At 45.4% G+C, this 20,578-nt stretch carries 18 protein-coding genes; 7 read left to right on the top strand and 11 right to left on the bottom strand.

Annotated features, from left to right (window positions below):
• Positions 1-56: 56 nt before the first annotated feature.
• A complete protein-coding gene (locus BUA75_RS11880) occupies positions 57-1,214 on the top strand; it encodes a trans-sulfuration enzyme family protein (protein ID WP_072874824.1) in 1,158 nt (385 codons plus the stop codon).
• Positions 1,215-1,236: 22 nt separating this feature from the next.
• Here the strand turns inward: BUA75_RS11880 and BUA75_RS11875 are convergent, their stop codons facing one another.
• Entirely contained in the window at positions 1,237-1,887 is a 651-nt protein-coding gene (locus tag BUA75_RS11875; RefSeq protein WP_083574318.1) for a Maf family protein, read from the bottom strand.
• A 98-nt stretch (positions 1,888-1,985) separates the two neighbouring features.
• Between BUA75_RS11875 and BUA75_RS11870 the strand changes: the two genes are divergently transcribed.
• Together BUA75_RS11870 and BUA75_RS11865 are read left to right on the top strand one after the other, a co-directional pair.
• Positions 1,986-2,183, top strand: coding sequence for a hypothetical protein (locus BUA75_RS11870; protein WP_072874823.1), 198 nt, complete (start codon positions 1,986-1,988; stop codon positions 2,181-2,183).
• Positions 2,184-2,309: 126 nt separating this feature from the next.
• Entirely contained in the window at positions 2,310-3,458 is a 1,149-nt protein-coding gene (locus tag BUA75_RS11865; protein WP_072874822.1) for an MFS transporter, read from the top strand.
• Here the strand turns inward: BUA75_RS11865 and BUA75_RS11860 are convergent.
• Together BUA75_RS11860 and BUA75_RS11855 are read right to left on the bottom strand one after the other, a co-directional pair.
• Positions 3,406-4,689: a BaiN/RdsA family NAD(P)/FAD-dependent oxidoreductase gene (locus BUA75_RS11860; protein ID WP_278247875.1), complete on the bottom strand. Its 1,284-nt coding sequence runs from the start codon at positions 4,687-4,689 to the stop codon at positions 3,406-3,408. The two genes, BUA75_RS11865 and BUA75_RS11860, sit on opposite strands and share 53 nt — an antisense overlap.
• Positions 4,690-4,730: 41 nt before the next feature.
• Positions 4,731-5,660: a DMT family transporter gene (locus BUA75_RS11855; protein WP_072874821.1), complete on the bottom strand. Its 930-nt coding sequence runs from the start codon at positions 5,658-5,660 to the stop codon at positions 4,731-4,733.
• 299 nt (positions 5,661-5,959) lie between these two features.
• Between BUA75_RS11855 and BUA75_RS11850 the strand changes: the two genes are divergently transcribed.
• Positions 5,960-7,126 (top strand): iron-containing alcohol dehydrogenase, encoded by a 1,167-nt coding sequence (locus BUA75_RS11850; RefSeq protein ID WP_072874820.1) that lies wholly within the window; start codon positions 5,960-5,962, stop codon positions 7,124-7,126.
• Between the two features lie 444 nt (positions 7,127-7,570).
• Here BUA75_RS11850 and BUA75_RS11845 read toward each other — a convergent pair whose 3' ends face one another.
• Positions 7,571-8,764: a G1 family glutamic endopeptidase gene (locus tag BUA75_RS11845; protein WP_072874819.1), complete on the bottom strand. Its 1,194-nt coding sequence runs from the start codon at positions 8,762-8,764 to the stop codon at positions 7,571-7,573.
• Between the two features lie 168 nt (positions 8,765-8,932).
• Here BUA75_RS11845 and BUA75_RS11840 point away from each other — a divergent pair, with 168 nt between their 5' ends.
• The gene (locus BUA75_RS11840; protein WP_072874818.1) at positions 8,933-9,439 is read left to right on the top strand and encodes a hypothetical protein; all 507 of its coding nucleotides are present in this window, start codon (positions 8,933-8,935) and stop codon (positions 9,437-9,439) included.
• A 79-nt stretch (positions 9,440-9,518) separates the two neighbouring features.
• Here the strand turns inward: BUA75_RS11840 and acnA are convergent, their stop codons facing one another.
• The 6 genes from acnA to BUA75_RS11810 all read right to left on the bottom strand — a co-directional run bounded on the left by acnA (position 9,519) and on the right by BUA75_RS11810 (position 17,320).
• Positions 9,519-12,230, bottom strand: coding sequence for an aconitate hydratase AcnA (gene acnA / locus BUA75_RS11835; protein WP_072874817.1), 2,712 nt, complete (start codon positions 12,228-12,230; stop codon positions 9,519-9,521).
• A gap of 105 nt (positions 12,231-12,335) precedes the next feature.
• Positions 12,336-13,502 carry a THUMP domain-containing class I SAM-dependent RNA methyltransferase gene (locus tag BUA75_RS11830; protein ID WP_072874816.1) on the bottom strand — a complete coding sequence of 389 codons (1,167 nt, stop codon included), beginning with the start codon at positions 13,500-13,502 and terminating at the stop codon, positions 12,336-12,338.
• Between the two features lie 103 nt (positions 13,503-13,605).
• On the bottom strand, positions 13,606-14,571 hold the full coding sequence (locus tag BUA75_RS11825) for an MraY family glycosyltransferase (RefSeq protein WP_072874815.1): 966 nt from the start codon (positions 14,569-14,571) through the stop codon (positions 13,606-13,608).
• On the bottom strand, positions 14,568-15,773 hold the full coding sequence (locus BUA75_RS11820) for an ornithine--oxo-acid transaminase (RefSeq protein ID WP_072874814.1): 1,206 nt from the start codon (positions 15,771-15,773) through the stop codon (positions 14,568-14,570). Before BUA75_RS11820 ends, BUA75_RS11825 begins: the two co-directional genes overlap by 4 nt.
• 166 nt (positions 15,774-15,939) lie before the next feature.
• Complete coding sequence (locus tag BUA75_RS11815) at positions 15,940-16,146, bottom strand: YjzC family protein (protein WP_072874813.1); 207 nt, start codon at positions 16,144-16,146, stop codon at positions 15,940-15,942.
• Positions 16,147-16,252: 106 nt separating this feature from the next.
• On the bottom strand, positions 16,253-17,320 hold the full coding sequence (locus tag BUA75_RS11810; RefSeq protein WP_072874812.1) for a class I fructose-bisphosphate aldolase: 1,068 nt from the start codon (positions 17,318-17,320) through the stop codon (positions 16,253-16,255).
• 221 nt (positions 17,321-17,541) lie between these two features.
• On the opposite strand from BUA75_RS11810, the gene ispG reads away from it, so the two are divergent.
• Together ispG and BUA75_RS11800 are read left to right on the top strand one after the other, a co-directional pair.
• Positions 17,542-18,651: a flavodoxin-dependent (E)-4-hydroxy-3-methylbut-2-enyl-diphosphate synthase gene (gene ispG / locus BUA75_RS11805; protein WP_072874811.1), complete on the top strand. Its 1,110-nt coding sequence runs from the start codon at positions 17,542-17,544 to the stop codon at positions 18,649-18,651.
• A gap of 206 nt (positions 18,652-18,857) precedes the next feature.
• On the top strand, positions 18,858-20,393 hold the full coding sequence (locus BUA75_RS11800) for an APC family permease (RefSeq protein WP_072874810.1): 1,536 nt from the start codon (positions 18,858-18,860) through the stop codon (positions 20,391-20,393).
• A gap of 9 nt (positions 20,394-20,402) precedes the next feature.
• On the opposite strand, the gene BUA75_RS11795 is transcribed toward BUA75_RS11800, so the two are convergent.
• Entirely contained in the window at positions 20,403-20,576 is a 174-nt protein-coding gene (locus BUA75_RS11795) for an ATP-binding protein (protein ID WP_444861023.1), read from the bottom strand.
• Between the last annotated feature and the right edge of the window lie 2 nt (positions 20,577-20,578).

Here is a 20,578-nt window from a genome sequence, read left to right as displayed (position 1 = left end):
CATTAAAAGCAACAGATGAAATCGTATGCTGTTGCGGTAAAGAAGGAGTAGCGGGCATGAATTTGGACACCCTTTTAGCACAATTAGGGAACCGTCAGGATCCTGTTACAGGAAGTGTTTCGGCACCTGTTTATCGAGCAACTACATATGCGCATCCAGCGCTCGGGCAAAGTACCGGCTTTGATTATACACGAACAGGCAACCCTACACGCACTATTTTAGAACGCGCTATTGCGGATTTGGAAGGTGGAGCGAGAGGGTTTGCGTTTAGTTCTGGGATGGCTGCTGTTCATGCTGTCATGCAGTTGTTTTCGCCAGGTGACCATTTGATTTTTTCGAATGATTTGTATGGAGGCACATATCGGCTGGTAGAAAAGTTTTTACGTAAAGTAGGGATAGAGGCAAGTTACGTAGATACGAGTAACTTGGAAGAAGTGCAAACTGCTATACAATCGCAGACACGCGGTCTTTTTGTTGAGACGCCTACCAATCCCACTTTAAAAGTCGCTGATTTACAAGCCTTGGGTGACCTTTGTAAAACTCATCAGCTTCTTTATATTGTGGACAACACCTTTATGACGCCCTATTTGCAACGGCCAATGCAATATGGTGCAGATATTGTTGTACACTCCGCCACTAAATTTCTCGGAGGACATAACGATGTACTGGCAGGACTTGTTGTGACGAAAACGGAAGAATTAGGTAATGATCTTTATTTCATACAAAATTCTATCGGATCCACGCTCGGCCCTGACGATTCTTGGTTACTTTTGCGCGGTATGAAAACTTTAGCTCTCCGTATGGAGCGTCATTCTAAAACAGCCTCTGTTCTTGCTCAGTATCTGTCGGGACATCCGTTGATAGCGCGTGTATATTATCCAGGCTTAGAACTTCATCCTGGATACGCTGTACAGAAAAAGCAATCAAGCGATTTTGGCGGCATGCTCTCCTTTGAAGTCATACATGAATCGATGGTGCCTGTTATTTTAAAACAGGTGCGATTGATTACGTTTGCTGAGAGTCTTGGCGGTACGGAAACCCTTATCACTTATCCTGCTGTGCAAACTCACGCGGATATTCCTGAAAAGATACGCGAAGCTTGTGGGGTTACCCAGCGCTTACTTCGTCTCTCCGTAGGCCTGGAAAATGCGGTGGATTTGCAGATGGACTTAGAAAACGCCTTGACGGAAGCTGCTCAAATAACTTCATCTTGACGCGTTTGTGCTGTTTGGCTGGCTACGATTTGAAAGTTGAAAATAAAGGTTCTTGATATCCTATACGTTTAGCCAAAGACCACAAAACTCTTGGTGATAGACCCATTACGGTAAAAAAATCACCTTCCACTTTTTCAATAAACTGTGCACCCATGCCTTGAGCAGCATAGGCGCCCGCTTTGTCGAGAGGTTCACCTGTAGCAATATAACGGACAAAATCTTCTCGCTGAATGTTTGCGAAAGTTACTTTAGCGCAGTCTGTCTCACTGACGAGTAGGTGGTTTTTCAGATCGTAAATAGCAATACATGTCCAGACTAGATGGCTTCGTCCGCTGAGAGCCATCAGTGTCGCCAGAGCTTCGTTGGCATCGCTGGGCTTGCCGATAGCCGTTCCATCGAGATCGACCAAAGTGTCTGCAGTTACTATCCACCAGGGCTGATGATTGGGTGTTGGGATGAGAAAGTGTTCTTCCTGCAGTTGTTGATATACGGCGTGAGCTTTAGCTTCTGCAAGCAGTTTGACTTGTTTTTCTGGTGGGTAATCTTTTGCGAAAGATTCGTCTAAATGGCTAGGACGTATGTGATATGTTTGTCCGAGCATATCCAATATGGCTTGGCGGCGTTGTGAACTAGAACCTAGTAGCCAATGAATCCTGATGCTGTCATTTTTCATCAGTTATCGTGCTCCTTTATAAAGAAATTATCATGATTCTCCATTGTTTTGCACACAATGAGACTGCTTGTCGATTTTTAGTCAAGGAGGCCTGTACAATGACGACTCGACGCAAATCCATAGGACGTGGAGATGAAGCAGTAGGTCCTGTTCTCTCTCCAGAAGCCAGCACAGCTATGGCGCGCGGTGAACATCGCGGAGAACATCGACCACACGGGAATCCTAAATACGGAAAGTACAGTCGAAAATTGGGTGGTTCCTACGGTTCGTCAGTACAGCATAACCTAAACGACTAAGTTAGACAGCAGACGGCTTGGCAGTCCATTTTCGCGCCACTTTAGCGCGGATGGATCTTGCCGTCCCATCTCATTCTGGCAATACTACTTTCATAATGAAGATGGACAGGAGGACAGAAAGAAACTATGATTTCCCGTCCATTGATGCTCTATCTAGGCAGTGAGACTTTGTTGAGTCTAGGTATTGGCATGGCACAATATGCGCTACCTTTTTTTTATGCACATCAAGGTTTGACAGACGCTCGTATTGGCGTGTTGTTTTCGATTAATGCGCTTTGTGGAGCTTTTGTTGCTTTACTCTTGGGTGGTGTTGCTGACAGGCTTGGAGCTTCGAAAGTTTGGAAATTAGCAACACTGATTATTGTTCTCGGATATTTGGGCATTGGCGTTGGTAATTTACAATGGGTGTATGCTGTCTGCACAGCTTTGGCGGGAATTGGTGGCTCACTTTTGGTCTCGACAGAGAATGTAGTTCTCTCTTCTCTGACGGTTTCATCAGAGAAGGCACATATCTTCAGTCGGTTTGTTGCCATGTACATGTTTTGCATGGGCGCAGGTAACGTACTTGCTGGTTTTCTTTCGCCAATTTTAGGATTTCGTCATGTTCTTTTACTCGGTACAGCGATTGCGCTCATAGCTCCAGTCATTCGATTGTTCGTGAGAGCTCCTGATGCAAAGGCTCATCGCGCTTTTCGCAAACCTTCGCGGAGAATCATTTGGATGAGTGGATTCTCCTTTCTGTTTGGCCTAGCACCTGGTTTACTGTCTCAATTTATGACGCTTGTTTTACATCAGAATTTTGGTGGCTCCCCAGAAGCCATATCGATTGTTTCTGCACTGGCTATGTTTATGGTATCTATAGGTTCTGCAACAGTAGGGCCGTTAATTCGTCGAGTTCGTGAATTTCCTACTCTATCCATGGCTTTTGCTCTTTCAGCGGGGACCACTGCAGCTTCTGCGTGGGTATCGGGATTTTGGTCCTTTTCTGGACTTTATCTTGTTCGTACGGCGGCTAGTTCCATTCCGCAACCAATTGTAGATGCGTCCTTTCTCCGTTTTTTAGCAGAAACCGAGTATGCGCAAATGTTTGGAGTTCGTGTGGCCGGTGCTAATCTTGGCAGTGCTGTTGGAAGTTGGTGGGGAGGCAGCCTATTGTCGCAGCGCATGCTGCAACCGCTTCTTTGGCTGTCAGCTGCCTTTTTCTTTGTAGCTTACGTTTACATTATGTTGCTGTTGCGTAGTATGCGGCACTCTCTCCAGCTGTCCAACCAGTAGAAAAGGCGACTGTAATATTGTATCCGCCTGTGTGGGCGTGTACGTCCATCACTTCTCCAGCAAAATAGAGACCGTTGCAGAGTTTGGAAGCCATAGTTTTGGGGTCAATCTCTTTGACAGAGACCCCTCCTCCAGTTACTGTGGCTTTGCTAAGAGACAACGTACCTTGAATGGGGAGAGTAAAACAATGAATGATTTCCTCGATTTTTTCCAATTCACCATTGGAAATCTCGGCCATGGGCCGATTACCTTGCACTTTGGCACGCTCTAAAACAGCAGTGGCCAGTCTTTCAGGCATCATTTCCGTCAATACATGATGCAAATGCCTGCGAGGCGAACGCTGTCGACGCTGCACCCAGTTAGCCAGCCCTTCTTCCTTGCTGAACACAGGAGCCAGATTAATAGCAAGGATCAATGAATCTGCAGGTTCTTTTCGTTTGGTGACGGATACATAGTGACTGCATCGTAAAGCGGCAGGACCACTGACGCCGAAATGCGTAAAAATCATGTCTCCGTTCTGTACCGTCAAAATTTTTCCGCGTTTATGGAGAAGAGTCAATTCTACATTTTGTAAAGAGAGACCTTGTAAACTGCGATTTTGAATACAAGGAGCGTTAGAGACCAGCGGTACTTCGGTAGGAAAAGGCGCAACAATGGTGTGTCCAGCCTCGATTGCCCACGGATACGCGTCTCCTGTGCTGCCTGTGGCAGGTACACTGCATCCTCCAGTGGCAATGACTACGGCTGGTGATCGTAAAGTTTCTCCGCTTTGCAGTATTACGCCGCAAATTTTGCCTTCTCTCAGATAGAGTTGTTTCACGGGTGTACGTAAGCGAATGTCCACATCTAGCCTGCGTACTTCGTTGACCAGAGCGGCAACAACGGTCAATGCACTATTACTCACTGGAAAAACTCTTCCTCGATCTTCTTCTTTCAGCTCAATTCCGAGATTTTGGAAAAATTGCATGATATGTTGATTATTGAAACGATGCAAAGTGGAATAAAGAAATTTGGCATTTCCAGGGATATTCTCCATTAGCTCCGGTAAGGGCTTGGCGTTTGTTACATTGCATCGACCGCCGCCTGAAATAGCTAGTTTGCGTCCTAATTTTTCTCCCTTCTCAAGCAATAGGGTTCGCGCACCTTTTTCAGCAGCCGCTACGGCAGCCATTAAGCCTGCAGGACCTCCGCCTATAATAATCACATCAGCATGTTCATTTTTTGTTAGCAAACATTTTCACTCCACCTTGTTCTTATCCAACCATTATTGTATCACGGGAAGAGGTGCGGTCCTATGGCAATGGTTAAAATGCCTAATGTACCCAGACAAGCTGCAAATACTGAGTAGGCGGAGAAGGATTCCAATTGTGATAAGAAAAGAATGGAGAATAAAGTCACCAACAAGGGTTCCGCTCCACTGATAGCCGCCACAGTAGAAATCGGAATATTTTGGCTTGCAGCAAAGAAAAATAAGATGCCAACAGCAGAAAGAAAACCTGCCGTCGCAAAGTAAGCGCCTGTTTGTCGCCAAGGATAGGACGACCAATGGTTTTGCAAGGGTGGGTAGATCAATCTGACCAAAAAATAGACGATTGTGGCTACTGTACAGTCCATCGCGGCTGCGGTTAGACTGGGGAAGTTATGGAGTACAGCTAGTTTGCGTGCACTGTGGCCAATTCCTTGAAATGTTGCTGCAAAGAAAGCAAGGCTCATTCCGGATGTAAAAAAAGACCAGGTTATTCCGCGTAAAGGCTTTATTTTTTGTTCGTGGAAAAGCAGTCCAATGCTTAAACCGATAAGGCCGATCCCGACAAGTTGACCGATATCAGGTTGCTCTCTCAGCCAAAGAAAGGCAATCGCCATTGTGAAGATGGGAGAGAGTGATTTGACAATTATTCCTCGCGTTGCACCGACCGCAGCAATTGCTCGATAGAGAAAATATCTTCCTAAAAATGTACCTAAGATTCCAGAGAGCAAGGAATATAGAAAGGAAGATAGAGGCGCATGTAAAACGGATAAGAGCATTTGCTGATGCGTCAAATAGTTAATCAGCCAAAAACCGTCCAGAAGGAGAGTACTCACGATGAGCACAGGTAATAGACCGGCGTCAGTGATGGCAGCTTCTGACTGACCGCGGCGCAGAACGACATAGGATAACGAATAGCAGAGTGTTGACAAAACTGCAAACATCACTCCTGACACGCGGTATCCTCGCTTTCTCAGGCCTGTAAGCCTCGGATTCACGGGCCTGAAAGCCACGCTTAATTGGATCTGGAACTCCATTCAATTTGCTTGAGTTGAGACCAGTTCACAGTGGATGCAAAACTTGCAGACGACTATCTTCATGTATATGAAGTGAAGGACAACTTTAGACAGACAGAAGAAAGCAGCTATTTGCCGCCTTTAATCATGTTTTGGTCTGGAGACCAAAACATGATAAACTAATTATTAGCTTGCAAAAGGTAACCATTTTGCCATTTGCAAAATCAGGAGGAGATTTTATGAACCCGTTTCGTTTTCAAAATCCAACAGCACTTTACTATGGGAAAGGTCAATTGGAACAGCATCTTGTTGAGGAAATTCGTAAATATGGAAACAAAGTGTTGTTGCTATACGGCGGTGGAAGTATCAAGCGTTTTGGACTGTACGACAAAGTTATCCACCTGCTTAGAGAAGGTAGCATTGAGTGGGTTGAACTCGCTGGTGTCGAACCTAATCCCCGTTTGACAACAGTTCATAAAGGCATCGATCTCTGCAAAACGGAGGGCGTACACCTTATTCTTGCAGTAGGTGGGGGTTCAGTTTTAGACTGCGCTAAAGCGATTGCTATGGGAGTCAAGTTTGATGGTGAAGTGTATGACATCTATCAACGCAAGGCAGTTGCTAAAGATGCCTTACCGATTGGAACCATTCTTACTTTAGCAGCCACCGGATCGGAAATGAATTCTGGTGGAGTTATTACAAATTGGGAAACCAAAGAAAAACTCGGCGGCGGTTCTCCTTATACATTCCCGAAATTTTCATTCTGTGATGCAGAAAATACATTTACAGTACCTCGTGATCAGACAATTTATGGTATCTGTGACATGCTTGCGCATTGTTATGAACACTATTTTCATCCCACGGAAAATGCGCCATTGCAAAGGCGCCTTATAGAGTCTGTAATAAAAACCATTATTGAAAATGCTCGTAAAGTCATTGACGAACCAACTAACTATGAAGCCAGAGAGACGATAATGTACTGCTCGACCATGGCACTAAACGGCATGATTAGCATGGGGATTGAAGGAGATTGGGCTAATCACGCAATGGAACATGAAATCAGTGCCATTTACGATATTCCTCATGGTGGCGGTCTTGCTATATTATTTCCACACTGGATGGACTTTGTTTCTCAGGAAAAACCAGAGCGTTTTGCTGATCTCGCTGTCCATGTGTTCGGAATCAATCCAGCGGGCAAAAGTACATCTCAATTGGCTGCTGAAGGGATTGAAAAGGTTCGAGAATTTTACCGTTCGATTGAAGTGCCACAGAGATTGGCTGATTATCAAATCGGCTCAGAAAATCTGGAGCGTATGGCCGAACAGAGTGTGCGTTTTGGAGAAATAGGGAAGTATCGCAAATTGAACAAAAATGATGTATTGAGAATTTTGCAAGCTGCGCTATAAATTGATATATTAACCCCTGCCCCTGCCTCATTGTTAAAACGGAGGCAGGTTTTTTCTTGTGGGTGACCATGATTGCGACGGTCATAGTAGATAATGTATGGTCGGTATGAACAAGCAGACAACTAGAAGTTTTTGGTTTACCTATATGGACGGCATATCTTGGTCTTGTAATGTTCGTCTGGGCTGTTATTCCCTTGATAGGATGACTTCGCCGGATGAAAGTGGAGGAATCCATCTTGTTTGCTCATATCGGTGAAGCTTATGGACCATACAGGCAGCGCACATGGCGTTTGCTGCCGTGGATCTATTGATGGCTGGAAATTTTTTAAGAGATCTCTGTTCCATCCAGTGTGAAAAGAAACTCAATAGAAAAGGCTAGGTTGCCCTAGCCTTCAAAATCCGATGTGAAATCGATTTGTCCTGTTTATTAAATGAGATTTTAGATTACCAAGCGGTCCACTGGATGGTCCATTGCCAGTTCCCTTGTTGATTATGGACAACATGAGTATGCACATGTTGACTCAACAGCTGTAGAGGATTCCAACTCGAGTAGTTGGAGTGAGTTCCAGCATTCGTTAAATTACCAAAGGCACCCCAGTTGTTATTGGACAGTAATGATTGCAACTGTTGCTCTGCCTGTTGCAACTGTGCGACCCATTGCTGTTGAAGTTGTATCCAGCTTGATCCGTTAGAGGGAAGCAAAGAACTCCAGCTTCCGTTTGGATTTCCAAAAGCTTGTTGTAACTGTTGTTGCAATTGGTTTTGCATCTGTTGCCATTGCTGCCACGCTTCTGAACTATCAGAAGATGGGAAAGGACCTGTTGGAACTTGTTGAACGACTGTAATTTGTGGCACTGTAGTGGCTCCAGAGTTGCCTGTATCTGAAGTGTAAAAACTGGTATCTCCTTGGTAGAGCTGTGAAGGCTGAACCAAAACCGTTTGACCGTCAGTGCCAACTAAAGCCATAGGCTCAGTGGATGCATCAGATTGAAGAATAGGTAACCCATTGGCGGTTGCATTTGTATATCGAATCGTACCCATTTGTGCTAACGGAATGAGATTCAACGAGACATCGGAAGGATCTTCGCTTATCCAGTCCGCGCTTGTACCCATCGCTTCCTGATAGGCGGGAGATACTTCTACTTCCTTTGTATATGTTTGGGTTTGTCCATTATCAGATACCACAGCTTTTAACAGGAACGTGTTTGAATTAGCCGATACAGACGCAATGGAAGCAGAAACAGTTGCTCCAGCCGGAAGAGTCAACCAATCATTCGCTGCATTCGGTAATTTCTCCCAAAAAAGCACATTTTCCGCCTGTCCATTATCCATGGTTTCCACAGTACCCATTTGCAATAAATCTTTTGATTGCACGCCACCGAGCCCAATCCACTGAGCTGCTGCAGACTGATCTTCACCTTCAATGGCTGGGACCTGCCAAGTGCCGGTCACAGAATGAAAGGTTTGACCAGGCTTGGCGATATCGACATAACCAGCCCAGTTTTTGCTGCCGATTTCATCCGTTGCGTATAGGGGAGCATGTTTTATACTTTGAGAATTGGAAGACGCATGCATCTGGAGTGCAATTGTAGCAGGTACAGCTACAACTGCAGACATTAAAATGGCTTTGCCAAGCATGCTGGTGCACCTCCCTCATTCTAGTTGATTGATTTTTATTTTACTGTACTACGGAAACTTCGAAAAGTGCTTGAAAGATAATTCCTCTTCCCAAATTGATGATTTTGTGTCGATTGGGGCAAAGTAAAATGAATCCCCCAACAACTATGTGTATGGAAGTGATGGAAAATGAGAAGACATGCTTGGAGTGCAGCAGCCGTTTTTTTGGCAACCTTTCTGCTGCCAGGCTGTGGCGAATACCATCCTGAACAAAACATCAAATTGAGCAATAACGAAGTTGCCGATATTCTTCCTACTAGTGTAGCCGGTAAACCTATGACCTTAAACATGCCTAAGCGAATTCAGAATCCACCGCCAACTCATGTGGCCATAGTTGGGAAAGAGTTGCATATCTGGTCTGATGATGCTTGGTATGGTCATCAGGTAGAAGTCTTTCACGTACCAGCCCGTGACATTTCATTACAAGATGGACACTTTGCACTTGCCAGTACGGGAAGTGTCCAGAAAATTGCTAGTGGCACCATTCAACCGAATGGCACATGGTCGGTATACTGGCCAGGCGGAGCAGTGTACGTTGCTGATAAGCAACACGAGTTTTTTCTTATTCGTACGAATGAAGGTCAATTCGGACTTGCAGAGTATTCTCCAGCAAAAATCCACCATAAAAATACTTAAAAATAAGCCTCCTTCTCCACGTTGGTGTGGATAGGGAGGCTTATTTCATGTCTGCTCAAACTTATAGAGGTGTAGGTCGTTACGCTTCCATAAAGTTGCGTAATACAGTCTGGAGAATACCGCCATTGCGGTAGTACTCAATTTCCACATGACTGTCAAGGCGCAGTGTAACAGGGAATGATACGCTTGAACCGTCTTCTTTGTGGGCAACCACTTTGAGTTCTTGGCGAGGAGTTAACTCACCATCTAAGCCTTCAATCGTAAAGGTTTCGCGGCCTGTCAGGCCATGAGTTTCAGCGCTCTCACCATTTTTAAACTGTAATGGCAATACACCCATACCTACCAGGTTACTGCGGTGGATGCGTTCAAAACTCTCCGCAATGACTGCTTTCACACCCAATAAGTATGTTCCTTTAGCAGCCCAGTCACGGGAAGAACCAGTACCGTATTCTTTACCAGCAAGAATAATCAGCGGCAAATGGTTTTCCTGATATTTCATAGCTGCATCGTAAATGGGCATGACTTCGCCATTCGGGAAATAGGTGGTATAGCCACCTTCAGTGCCTGGGGCAATCTTATTGCGAATACGAATATTCGCAAACGTTCCTCTCATCATTACCTCATGATTGCCGCGCCGTGATCCGTAAGAGTTAAAATCGTAAGGCTCTACTTTGTGATCTACCAAATATTTTCCGGCTGGGCTATTGACAGCAATATTGCCGGCTGGCGAAATATGGTCGGTAGTGACAGAGTCGCCAAGGTAAGCGAGTACACGAGCCTCTTTAATGTTTTCAGCAGGAGGCAGTTCCTTACTAAGACCGACAAAGAAGGGAGGATGTTGGATATAAGTTGATTGTTCATCCCAAGCGTAGAGCTCTCCCTGTGGGACGTCGAGTGCGTTCCAACGCTCGTTGCCTTGGAAAACTTCCGAATAGCGGCTTTGGAATAGCTTGGCGTCCATTGCCAAGTTGACCGCATCAGCCACTTCTTTGCTGCTTGGCCAGATATCTTTCAAATACACCGGTTGACCGTCTTTGCCTGTGCCAAGTGGTTCGCTTGTCAAATCAATATCGACACTGCCAGCGAGAGCATAAGCTACTACAAGCGGCGGTGAAGCCAGATAGTTAGCTCGCACTAAAGAGTGGATGCGGCCTTCAAAGTTGCGGTTGCCAGAAAGTACAGCCGCTACGAGTAAATCATTCTCACGGATTGGCCCTGCAATCTCTTCCGGCAAAGGTCCACTATTTCCGATACAAGTGGTGCATCCATAACCAACCACATCGAATCCAATTTGAGCCAACGAGTCGAGCAACCCTGCTTTTTCCAGGTAATCTGTGACTACTCTGGAGCCGGGTGCCAGGCTGGTTTTCACATATTTCGGAGGGGTGAGACCTTTTTCTACAGCTTTTTTAGCCAACAGACCAGCACCCATCATGACATATGGGTTAGAAGTGTTGGTACAACTGGTAATGGCTGCAATGGCCACAGCACCTGGTTTCATGGTGGAGGTCGATCCGTCTGGATGATGAATAGCCACTTCTTTCTTGCGGCCAGCTTCATCAAGACCAAATCCGCCTTTATCGACCGGAGTTTGCATGCCATTTTCAAAGGTCGATTTCATATCGCTAAGTTTGATACTGTCTTGTGGACGTTTTGGACCAGCCATGGTGGGTTGAACCGTAGCCAAGTCGAGTTCCAATGTGTCTGTAAATACTGGATCAGCCATACTGTCAGTCCGGAATAAGCCTTGCGCTTTGCAGTAAGTTTCCACAAGCTGTACAAGTTCTTCTTCACGACCAGTATTGCGCAGATAGTTGAGCGTCTCACTGTCTACTGGGAAAAAGCCCATGGTTGCTCCATATTCGGGTGCCATGTTGGCCACAGTAGCGCGATCGGCCAATGAAATATTGGAAAGTCCAGAACCATAAAACTCTACAAATTTTCCTACTACGCCTTTTTTACGCAACATGTGGGTGACGGTCAAGGCTAAATCTGTAGCTGTAGCGCCTTCTGGTAACTGGCCGGTTAGTTTGAATCCAATAACTTCAGGTAACAGTTGATAGAGAGGTTGACCTAGCATACAAGCTTCGGCTTCAATTCCACCAACCCCCCAGCCCAAAACACCAATGCCGTTAATCATGGTTGTATGGGAGTCAGTGCCTACGAGTGAGTCAGGGAAGACAACTATTTCGTTACCCTCTTGCTTTTGTTGGACAACTTTCGCTAAATATTCGAGGTTGACCTGGTGAACAATACCGGTTCCAGGCGGCACTACGCGGAAATTGTCAAAGGCGGTTTGTGCCCAACGCAAAAATTTGTAGCGTTCTTCATTGCGTTCAAATTCTTTGTTGATGTTAAATTGCAATGCTTCAGCAGAGCCGAAAGCATCTACTTGTACGGAGTGGTCAATAACTAAATCCACTGGAATGAGGGGATTAATGCGTTTAGGATCACCACCCAGAGTATGCATAGCAGCACGCAGGGCAGCTAGATCGACCACCGCAGGCACTCCTGTAAAATCCTGCAGGAGGATACGTGCAGGCTTAAAAGGCACATCAGCGTTTTGTGGTTTCGGTGCATTCCAATTGGCTAAATCCCGAACATGTTGCTCAGTAATTACTCGTCCGTCCGCCTGTCGCAAAACAGCTTCCAGTAGAATTTTAATGGAAAAAGGAAGACGCGAGACGGAGCCAACTCCAGCCTGTTCCAGTGCCGGCAAGGAATAATAAATATAATTCTTATTGCCAACCTGGAGGTTTTGGCGGGCTTGGAACAGATTGTTTTCTGCCATGTTGAGCACTCCTTTGCTACTATGAGTTCTAGAATATTTTCGCAGACGAAAGGTTCCTTGTAAAATCGATATCCTTTTTTTCGATAGGGATATCACAGGAAAAAATCACAGAACATTCGGTCCTGTCTGTAGCCAGATATCATCTGGACGAGGCGGTAGAGGTCCAATGTTCTGGTAAAACTGGGTTTCTAAACGTCCATTATAGAGTTTGCGACGCTTATGGATAGGTGCTTGAAAGTATTGTTCATAACTGCGATCGCTGGTAATGACAAAAACAGACCAATTTGGATTTTCTTGCTTCATGCGCGAAAGTTCTCGATAGATGTTCGGGAGTTCTGCCCGTTCTCCCATGCGTTCGCCATAGGGAGGATTGGTAATAATGCAGCCAAACTCGCCATTTGTATGAACATCGGTAATGTTTTTTTTATAAATTTTTACATCTTCTCCTACTCCAGCTTGACGCGCATGATATTCCGCATAAGAAAGGACATCGGCATTGTAATCACTGGCTGTGATATTCAATTCCACATTTTGACGACGGGATTCGCGCGCCTCTTCTCGGGCCATTTGCCAAATTTGTGGAGTGAGAGCCGGCCATTCTTCACTGGCAAAGCTACGACGCAAACCTGGCGCTTGATTTCGCCCAATCATGGCTGCTTCAATGGCAATGGTTCCAGAACCACATAGCGGATCGAGCAAAGGGCGATGTCCTTGCCATCGACTCAGCAAAACTAATCCCGCTGCTAAAGTTTCGCGAAGAGGGGCCGTGGCCGTGAGTTTACGATAACCGCGTTTATGCAGACCAATACCGCTGCTGTCTAGCCAAATTTGACATTGATTTTTGTGCAGTACAAAAGTGAAAGCAAACAGTGGGCCATTTTCAGGTAATTCATAAACTCCGAATTGTTCACGCATGGTTTCTACCAGTGCTTTTTTAACAATACTCTGACATGCAGGTACGCTGTGTAACTGAGACTGTACTGAACGTCCTGTAACAGGAAAGCGTGCATCAGACGTTAACCAATCTTTGAGACGAATTTCCTTTGTTCCAGTGAAAAGTTGTTCAAAAGTGCGTGCTTCAAACTCAGCAAGTTTAATATAAACTCTGTCCGCTGTTCTTAACCAAAGATTTGCGTAGACAAGTGCAGCAACTGGTCCTGTAAATTCCACATACCCATTCATCGTTTGTGTGTTTTCAAAGCCAAGATTGTGAAGTTCGCGAGCAACCACGGATTCCAATCCGAAAGCTGCTGTCGCGATGAATTGAAACATAGTCAATCTCCTTTTTAGCCAACTGCATGTAAAGTTAGCAGTTACCGTCAAGTTAAGTGATTCATTGTTTTATCAAGACAAACGTGCGCAAGAATGGCCCGTTTCAACGGGCCGATAGCAAGAGAACTATCATGGAGGCTAGCGAGAAACACGCACTCAGGAGATAAATCAAGGCAACCGTTTGGCGTTGTGAAAAACCAGCCCGCAATAGACTGTGATGGACGTGCGATTTATCAGGCTTGTACACGGGTTGACCGCGCCATGCGCGAATCAGCACTACACGTAAGGCATCAAAAATGGGTACACCCAAAGCTAAAACAGGGACGACAATGGATACGATTGTAGCGGATTTGAAGGAACCAATAGCAGCAATACTACCAAGTGTATAACCTAAAACAGTACTTCCAGCATCTCCCATAATAATCTTGGCAGGGTGGAAGTTGTGGCGCAAAAATCCAAGCGCTGCACCTACGACAGCTAAGGCGAATATAGCTGATGCGTGATCAGTTTTAAGCAGAGCTACAAAAAATAAAGTGATGCCTGAAATTGCAGCAATGCCAGCTGCCAGCCCATCTACACCGTCCAGAAAATTAAAGACATTAATCACGCCTACAATCCAGACAACAGTAATGATTTGAGCCAGAAGATGCGGCATTACAATAAAGCCGGGTGAATCAAAAGGTGAACTGACCACACGGATAACTCCACCGAATGCAGGTACCATCAAGGCGGCAATAATTTGAATCATAAATCGAACAGCTACGGAAAAATCTTTTCCGCGAGTTTTATAAAAATCGTCTATGACGCCAATCAAAAACAATAAAAACGCGCCGACCATAACACCGAAATAAGGGGAAGCCAAAGATTTTAACTTTATAAAATAAAGAATACCTGCTGCCAAGATACCCATGAAAATAGCTGCACCGCCAAGTAACGGGAGAGGTTGCTGATGAATTTTTCGATCGTTGGGCAAATCAACAAATTTCCATCGCATTGCTAATTTGCGAGCAGCAGGAGTGCAGATAAACGAGAGAATGAAAGCGATACAGCCAGGCAACCAGACGTTCATTGTTGCAACACCGCACGAATACGTGTAAGTGCATCATCCAATTCCGGTTTTTCAATAATCAATGGCGGCGCAAAGCGAATGACATTTTCGTGTGTCTCTTTGCAGAGAAGCCCACGTTGCATCAGTGCTTCGCAGTAGGGGCGGGCAGATGTATTCAGTTCAAGCCCAATAAACAAACCCCGTCCTCTCACTTGAACAATGTGTCGATTTTGGATTTGTTGCAGGTTATGCAAAAAATATTTGCCCAGCTCCAGTGAGCGTTCAGCCAAATTCTCTTCTAAAGTGACATCTATGGCTGCAATGGCGACAGCGCAAGCAAGCGGATTTCCGCCAAATGTCGAACCGTGTGAACCCGGATTGAAGACATCCAGAATTTCTTTCTTTGCAGCTACAGCGGAGATAGGAAAAACTCCACCGCCCAACGCTTTACCAAGAATGTACATATCAGGTTTTACATTTTCCCAGTCACAAGCAAACATTTTACCTGTTCGTCCAAATCCTGTTTGAATTTCATCAGCAATAAACAGGACACGATTGGCTTGGCAAAGTTCCAGAGCTTGTTTCAGATATCCCTCCGGTGGCAGGATAATACCAGCTTCTCCTTGAATAGGCTCTATTAAGAAAGCGGCCGTATTTTCTGTAATCGCGTTTTGTAAAGCTTGAATGTCACCGTAAGGAATCACTTTAAATCCTGGTGTGAGGGGTCCAAACTGACGCTGATATTCTTTTTCTGAAGACATCGAGATTGCGGTAACGGTGCGACCGTGAAAATTACCTTGACAGACAATAATTTCCGCTTGATAGTCAGCTACCCCTTTTACCTCATAAGCCCAGCGCCTAGCCGCTTTGATAGCTGTTTCTACTGCTTCAGCACCTGTATTCATAGGGAGTACTTTGTCCATCTTCGTCAGCCGGCAAAGTTTTTCATAAAAGAGTCCCAAATTATCACTATGAAACGCGCGTGACGTGAGTGTAACGCGATCGGCCTGCTCTTTGAGAGCAGCGATGATGCGAGGATGTCTATGCCCTGGATTAAGCGCGGAATAAGCGCTTAGCATGTCCATATAGCGATTGCCTTCGGGATCCTCCACCCAAATTCTTTCCGCTTTGCTCACGACGATGGGCAATGGATGATAATTATGTGCGCCAAGCCGTTCTGTCTGTTCCATGATGATTTGCGATCTCGATAGGTTTTGAGACATATTCATACCCCTTCCATACACTGTCAACCTTTTGGGTCACAGCTTGAACCCTTGCTGATTTCAATATCTTTTGGCAGCTTGGCGCTGGCCATCAGCCAACGCCAGTGCCAGTCAGTGCCGGATAGATAAAGATTTCAGAGTGTGTCAATGCACCAAGATACTGAATTCAGTTGCGATGTTTCACGTCACCATTTTTGACGCGTGTCCACTTTCGGTTACCATTGGTTGTGCGTGGAAACCGATCGCCTTTATGCAGGTGGAGTTCACGCGCATGCAGGATTCCTTCACTGTCTGGGTGTTCGCCAATTTCTCGATATACGCCGTCATTGGGTACTTCCCATCCGGGTTCAAACTGGTTATGCTCTCCGCCCATCTGGAACGCCTCCTCATGCATTGGAACTGCAACTGTCCTTTTCACAGTATGCTTTGGCGTTGGGCGAATCTATGCATGTACAACAGGATTGACCCATTGTACCATTTTAGGCGAGTGTAACCTCTTTGCAGAGGTAGACATCCTGAATCGCATGCAAAAGCGCAGCACCTTCCTGCATGGGGCGTTGGAACGCTTTGCGACCAGATATTAGTCCCATACCACCAGCTCGTTTGTTGATAACCGCAGTACGGACGGCTTCAGCAAAATCATTCTCGCCGCTGGCGCCGCCAGAGTTAATAAGACCAATTCTTCCCATATAACAATTGGCTACTTGATAGCGCGTCAAGTCGATGGGATGGGGGCTGGTCAATTCCGTGTAGATGCGTTCGTCGGTTTTTCCGTAAGAACTTCCTTCCATATTAAGAGCTTTAAATCCTCCATTGGTTTCGGGAAGTTTTTGTTTGATAATATCAGCTTCAATGGTTACACCGAGATGATTGGCTTGACCTGTCAAGTCTGCAGCCAAATGATAGTCTGTTTTGCCTTGCTTAAACTGCGGATTACGCAAGTAACACCATAAAATCGTAAACATTCCAAGCTCGTGGGCTCGTGCAAATGCCTCACTGACTTCTTGCAATTGGCGAGTGGATTCATCAGAACCGAAGTAGATGGTAGCTCCAATTCCAGCTGCCCCCATATCGTAAGCTTGCTGAACACTGGCAAACATGACCTGATCGAACTTGTTTGGGTATGTGAGCAGTTCATTGTGATTAATCTTTACAATAAAAGGAATCTTGTGTGCGTACTTGCGAGATGTCAATGCTAAAACACCAAGAGTGGATGCAACGCCATTGCATCCGCCTTCCAAAGCCAATTTCACAATGTTTTCCGGATTGAAGTAAGCTGGATTTTTAGCAAATGAAGCACCTGCAGAATGTTCAATCCCTTGATCCACCGGCAAGATGGAAACATAGCCTGTACCTGCTAAACGACCGGTGCCAAGCAATCTCTGTAAGTTGCCTAGCACACGGTTGTTTCGGTTGGATGCAGCAAAAACGTCATCAACCGCTGTTGCTGACGGAGCATATAAATCACTGGCTGGGATGGTCTGGCTGACATGTTCCAGTAAATCATCAGCTTCTTGACCTAAATATTCGCGAATTTTTTCAATCATAGGGGAGCCACTCCTTCGCCCGGGTTCATTTGCATCCGCTTTAAGCAGTTTGCGTCTTGAATGCCCGAATCTTGTTTTGTACGATTATTAATGTAGCAGAAAGTAGGCACTTGGCAAATACGGCCATTCAGTGTCCCGCTGATTCTTGATAAAGAATGAATTGACAAGTAAGTCGAATCTGATGATTGAACCTGTTTAAAACGGAGAGGAGTCCATTTATTTTGTATACACGTGAGAAAACACGACCCGTACGTGTCGGTGATTTGGTCATTGGCGGAAATCATCAAGTCGTCATACAGAGTATGACGACAACGAAGACAGCGGATGTCAAAGCTACAGTTGCTGAGATTCTTCGTCTGGAAGAAGCAGGTTGTCAGGTGGTTCGTGTAACGGTCAACACACGAGAAGCGGCTGCTGCCATTCCTGAAATTAAGAAGCAAATTCACATCCCTTTGGTTGCAGATATTCACTTTGATTATCGTCTTGCTTTAGAGGCCATTCGCGGTGGAGTAGATAAGGTACGTATTAATCCAGGCAACATCGGCAAGCGGGATCGAGTGGAGGAAGTGGTCAAGGCTTGTAAGGAGCGACAAATTCCGATACGTATTGGCGTAAATGCCGGTTCGCTTGAACGCCATATATTAGAGAAATATGGCTATCCAACTGCAGAAGGAATGTTAGAAAGTGCGCTCCATCACATTCGTATTTTAGAAGAGCTTGATTTTTACGACATTATTGTATCCATGAAAGCGTCTGATGTTCCGCTTGCCATTGAATCCTATCGTTTGGCTGCAGAATCATTTCCCTATCCGTTGCATTTGGGAATCACTGAGTCGGGTACTTTGTTTGGCGGTACTATCAAAAGTTCAGCGGGGCTAGGAACACTTTTACAAATGGGGATCGGCAATACCATGCGCGTCTCTTTGTCGGCCGATCCGGTTGAAGAAATCCGCGTTGCCCGTGAGCTTTTGAAAACTTTTCACATAGTCTCTGATGCGGTCACGATTGTCTCCTGTCCGACGTGTGGACGTATCGATATCGATCTTATTTCACTTGCCAGTGAGATTGAACGTTTCACTGAAAATATTCGCGCTCCCATTAAAGTCTCCGTACTTGGTTGTGCGGTCAACGGACCAGGAGAGGCGCGTGAAGCGGATATAGGTGTTGCTGGCGCTCGTGGAGAAGGATTATTGTTCCGGCGCGGCGAAGTCGTCCGCAAGGTTCCGGAGCAGGAATTACTGGACGAATTAAAGAAAGAAATACTTATCATGGCTAAGCGATATGAAGAAACGGGCAGTATCTACGAAGAAGGGGAGATCCGAAAAGCGTAATCCGGAAAAATTTTTCACGCTGTTTTTCGAGAAATAGGAGACGCTATGTTTTAGCAATTCACATTCATCGACATCTCAATCAGAAATGATGTCGAGACGGGTTTCTCAAAAAAGAAGGCAGGTCGACAAAAGGTTTAGACTTTGTCTGTCGACCGCCTTTTTTACTTCATTGCTTGGCCATGAAAATGAGGAGTAGGAGGGGTTTCATGGAAGCAGGTTTTCGCAAACAACTCGGTTTTTGGTCCCTAACAGCGGCTTCCATTGGAGGAGTGATTGGTTCCGGTTGGCTGTTTAGCGCCATGTATGCTGCTCAAGCTGCCGGTCCAGCTGCTATTTTGGCCTGGATTATTGGTGGACTTGCCATGCTTTGCGTGGGGTTGGTTTATTCAGAGCTTGGGGCGACGCGTCCTGAAGCTGGCGGTATTGTTCGCTATCCAACGTATTCAAATGGAACATTGGTCTCATCTATCGTTTCATGGAGTACCTGGATTAGCTATTCTGCTAATGCGCCAACAGAGGCTTCAGCGGTTATGCAGTATCTCAGTCATTTTTTTCCTGCTTTATATAACGGAAAATCGTTAACCGGTTTGGGGATTACTTTTGCCATATTACTTATGCTTGTTTTTGTTGTTATCAATTACTTTGGTGTACGCCTGTTTGCGCGAGTCAATAATACCATTACGGCCATTAAAGTAGGCGTACCGCTTTTGACGATTGTAGCCCTTCTTGCTACTTCGTTTCATCCGGGAAACCTTAACAGTCCAGCAGCAGGTGGTTTTGCGCCGTATGGACTGGCAGGTGCGCTTGGTGCCATCGCTACTTCAGGAATCGTATTTGCGTATACTGGATTTCGTCAGGCCATCGATCTCTCCGGAGAAGCGGCTAATCCCAAAAGAGATGTTCCGCGCGCTGTGATCACGGTTGTGCTCGTCTCTATTGTGGTGTACCTGCTTTTGCAAATTGCCTTTATTGGTGCTTTGCCACATTCATTGTTGAGTCATGGATTTGGATCTATTAATTTCAAATCGCCTTTTGCCAATATTGCATTGCTTATTAATTTAACGTGGCTTTCGTGGATTCTATATGCGGATTCAGCTATATCTCCAACGGGCAGTGCAATTGTCTATGCGGCATCGAATGCTCGAGTTACTTATTCCATGGGAGTTAACCGTTTCTTCCCCAAATTTGTAACGCGATTGCATCCCAAATATCGAGTACCTTTTGTCGCGCTCTTTATTAATATTTTACTTGGGTTCACTTTACTTTTACCGCTTCCCAGTTGGCATTCGTTAATTGCGGTAATGGGTTCATTAACAGGCTTCAGCTATGCGACAGGTGCTGTTGCTGTGATTGCTTTTCGTCGCAAAGGATTGAGTGGCAAAGATACACAAATCCGTGGTATCAACCTTATTGCTCCGATTGCTTTCGTAGTTTCTGGCCTGATTTCGTATTGGGCTGGATGGGACAAACTGAGCAAAGCCATCATCTTGCTCATCATCGGAATTATTGTATATTTCTGGTCTTATTTTCACTATAAAAAGCCACGTAAAGATATTGTTGGTGGAATATGGATGCTTGCCTATATTTTCTTAATGCTCATTTGTTCTTATCTTTGCATATTCCGGGGCTTTTGGACACTGAATCCGGAAAGTCGTGGACAGTCGTTCCGAAAAGTCTTGGACAGTGAGTCCGGAAACTCTTGGACACTTTCCGTTCGTCCATGTGGGATTACTTTGAATTAAACAAATTTCTTAGTTCGTTGCAACAGTTTTGTCTCCCTCAGGAGCGTTTTTTACCCCACTCAGTAGTTTTCGCATCGACTCCCCTTTCAGTTGAATCTTGTATGCGTCGTGGACTAGGCGGTCCAGCACAGCGTCTGCTAGAGTCGAGTCAGAAAATTGTTCGTACCACAGTTCTACTGGTATTT

It is taken from the genome of Alicyclobacillus tolerans (assembly GCF_900142255.1).
Taxonomy (GTDB): Bacteria; Bacillota; Bacilli; order Alicyclobacillales; family Alicyclobacillaceae; genus Alicyclobacillus_I; species Alicyclobacillus_I tolerans.
This window is presented reverse-complemented; position numbering and strand designations above follow the sequence as displayed.

Coding starts and splice junctions, on each gene's coding strand:
- BUA75_RS11880 (WP_072874824.1), top strand. CDS start 57: ATGAATTTGGACACCCTTTTAGCACAATTAGGGAACCGTCAGGATCCT.
- BUA75_RS11875 (WP_083574318.1), bottom strand. CDS start 1,887: ATGAAAAATGACAGCATCAGGATTCATTGGCTACTAGGTTCTAGTTCA.
- BUA75_RS11870 (WP_072874823.1), top strand. CDS start 1,986: ATGACGACTCGACGCAAATCCATAGGACGTGGAGATGAAGCAGTAGGT.
- BUA75_RS11865 (WP_072874822.1), top strand. CDS start 2,310: ATGATTTCCCGTCCATTGATGCTCTATCTAGGCAGTGAGACTTTGTTG.
- BUA75_RS11850 (WP_072874820.1), top strand. CDS start 5,960: ATGAACCCGTTTCGTTTTCAAAATCCAACAGCACTTTACTATGGGAAA.
- BUA75_RS11845 (WP_072874819.1), bottom strand. CDS start 8,764: ATGCTTGGCAAAGCCATTTTAATGTCTGCAGTTGTAGCTGTACCTGCT.
- BUA75_RS11840 (WP_072874818.1), top strand. CDS start 8,933: ATGAGAAGACATGCTTGGAGTGCAGCAGCCGTTTTTTTGGCAACCTTT.
- acnA (WP_072874817.1), bottom strand. CDS start 12,230: ATGGCAGAAAACAATCTGTTCCAAGCCCGCCAAAACCTCCAGGTTGGC.
- BUA75_RS11830 (WP_072874816.1), bottom strand. CDS start 13,502: ATGTTTCAATTCATCGCGACAGCAGCTTTCGGATTGGAATCCGTGGTT.
- BUA75_RS11825 (WP_072874815.1), bottom strand. CDS start 14,571: ATGAACGTCTGGTTGCCTGGCTGTATCGCTTTCATTCTCTCGTTTATC.
- BUA75_RS11820 (WP_072874814.1), bottom strand. CDS start 15,773: ATGTCTCAAAACCTATCGAGATCGCAAATCATCATGGAACAGACAGAA.
- BUA75_RS11815 (WP_072874813.1), bottom strand. CDS start 16,146: ATGGGCGGAGAGCATAACCAGTTTGAACCCGGATGGGAAGTACCCAAT.
- BUA75_RS11810 (WP_072874812.1), bottom strand. CDS start 17,320: ATGATTGAAAAAATTCGCGAATATTTAGGTCAAGAAGCTGATGATTTA.
- BUA75_RS11800 (WP_072874810.1), top strand. CDS start 18,858: ATGGAAGCAGGTTTTCGCAAACAACTCGGTTTTTGGTCCCTAACAGCG.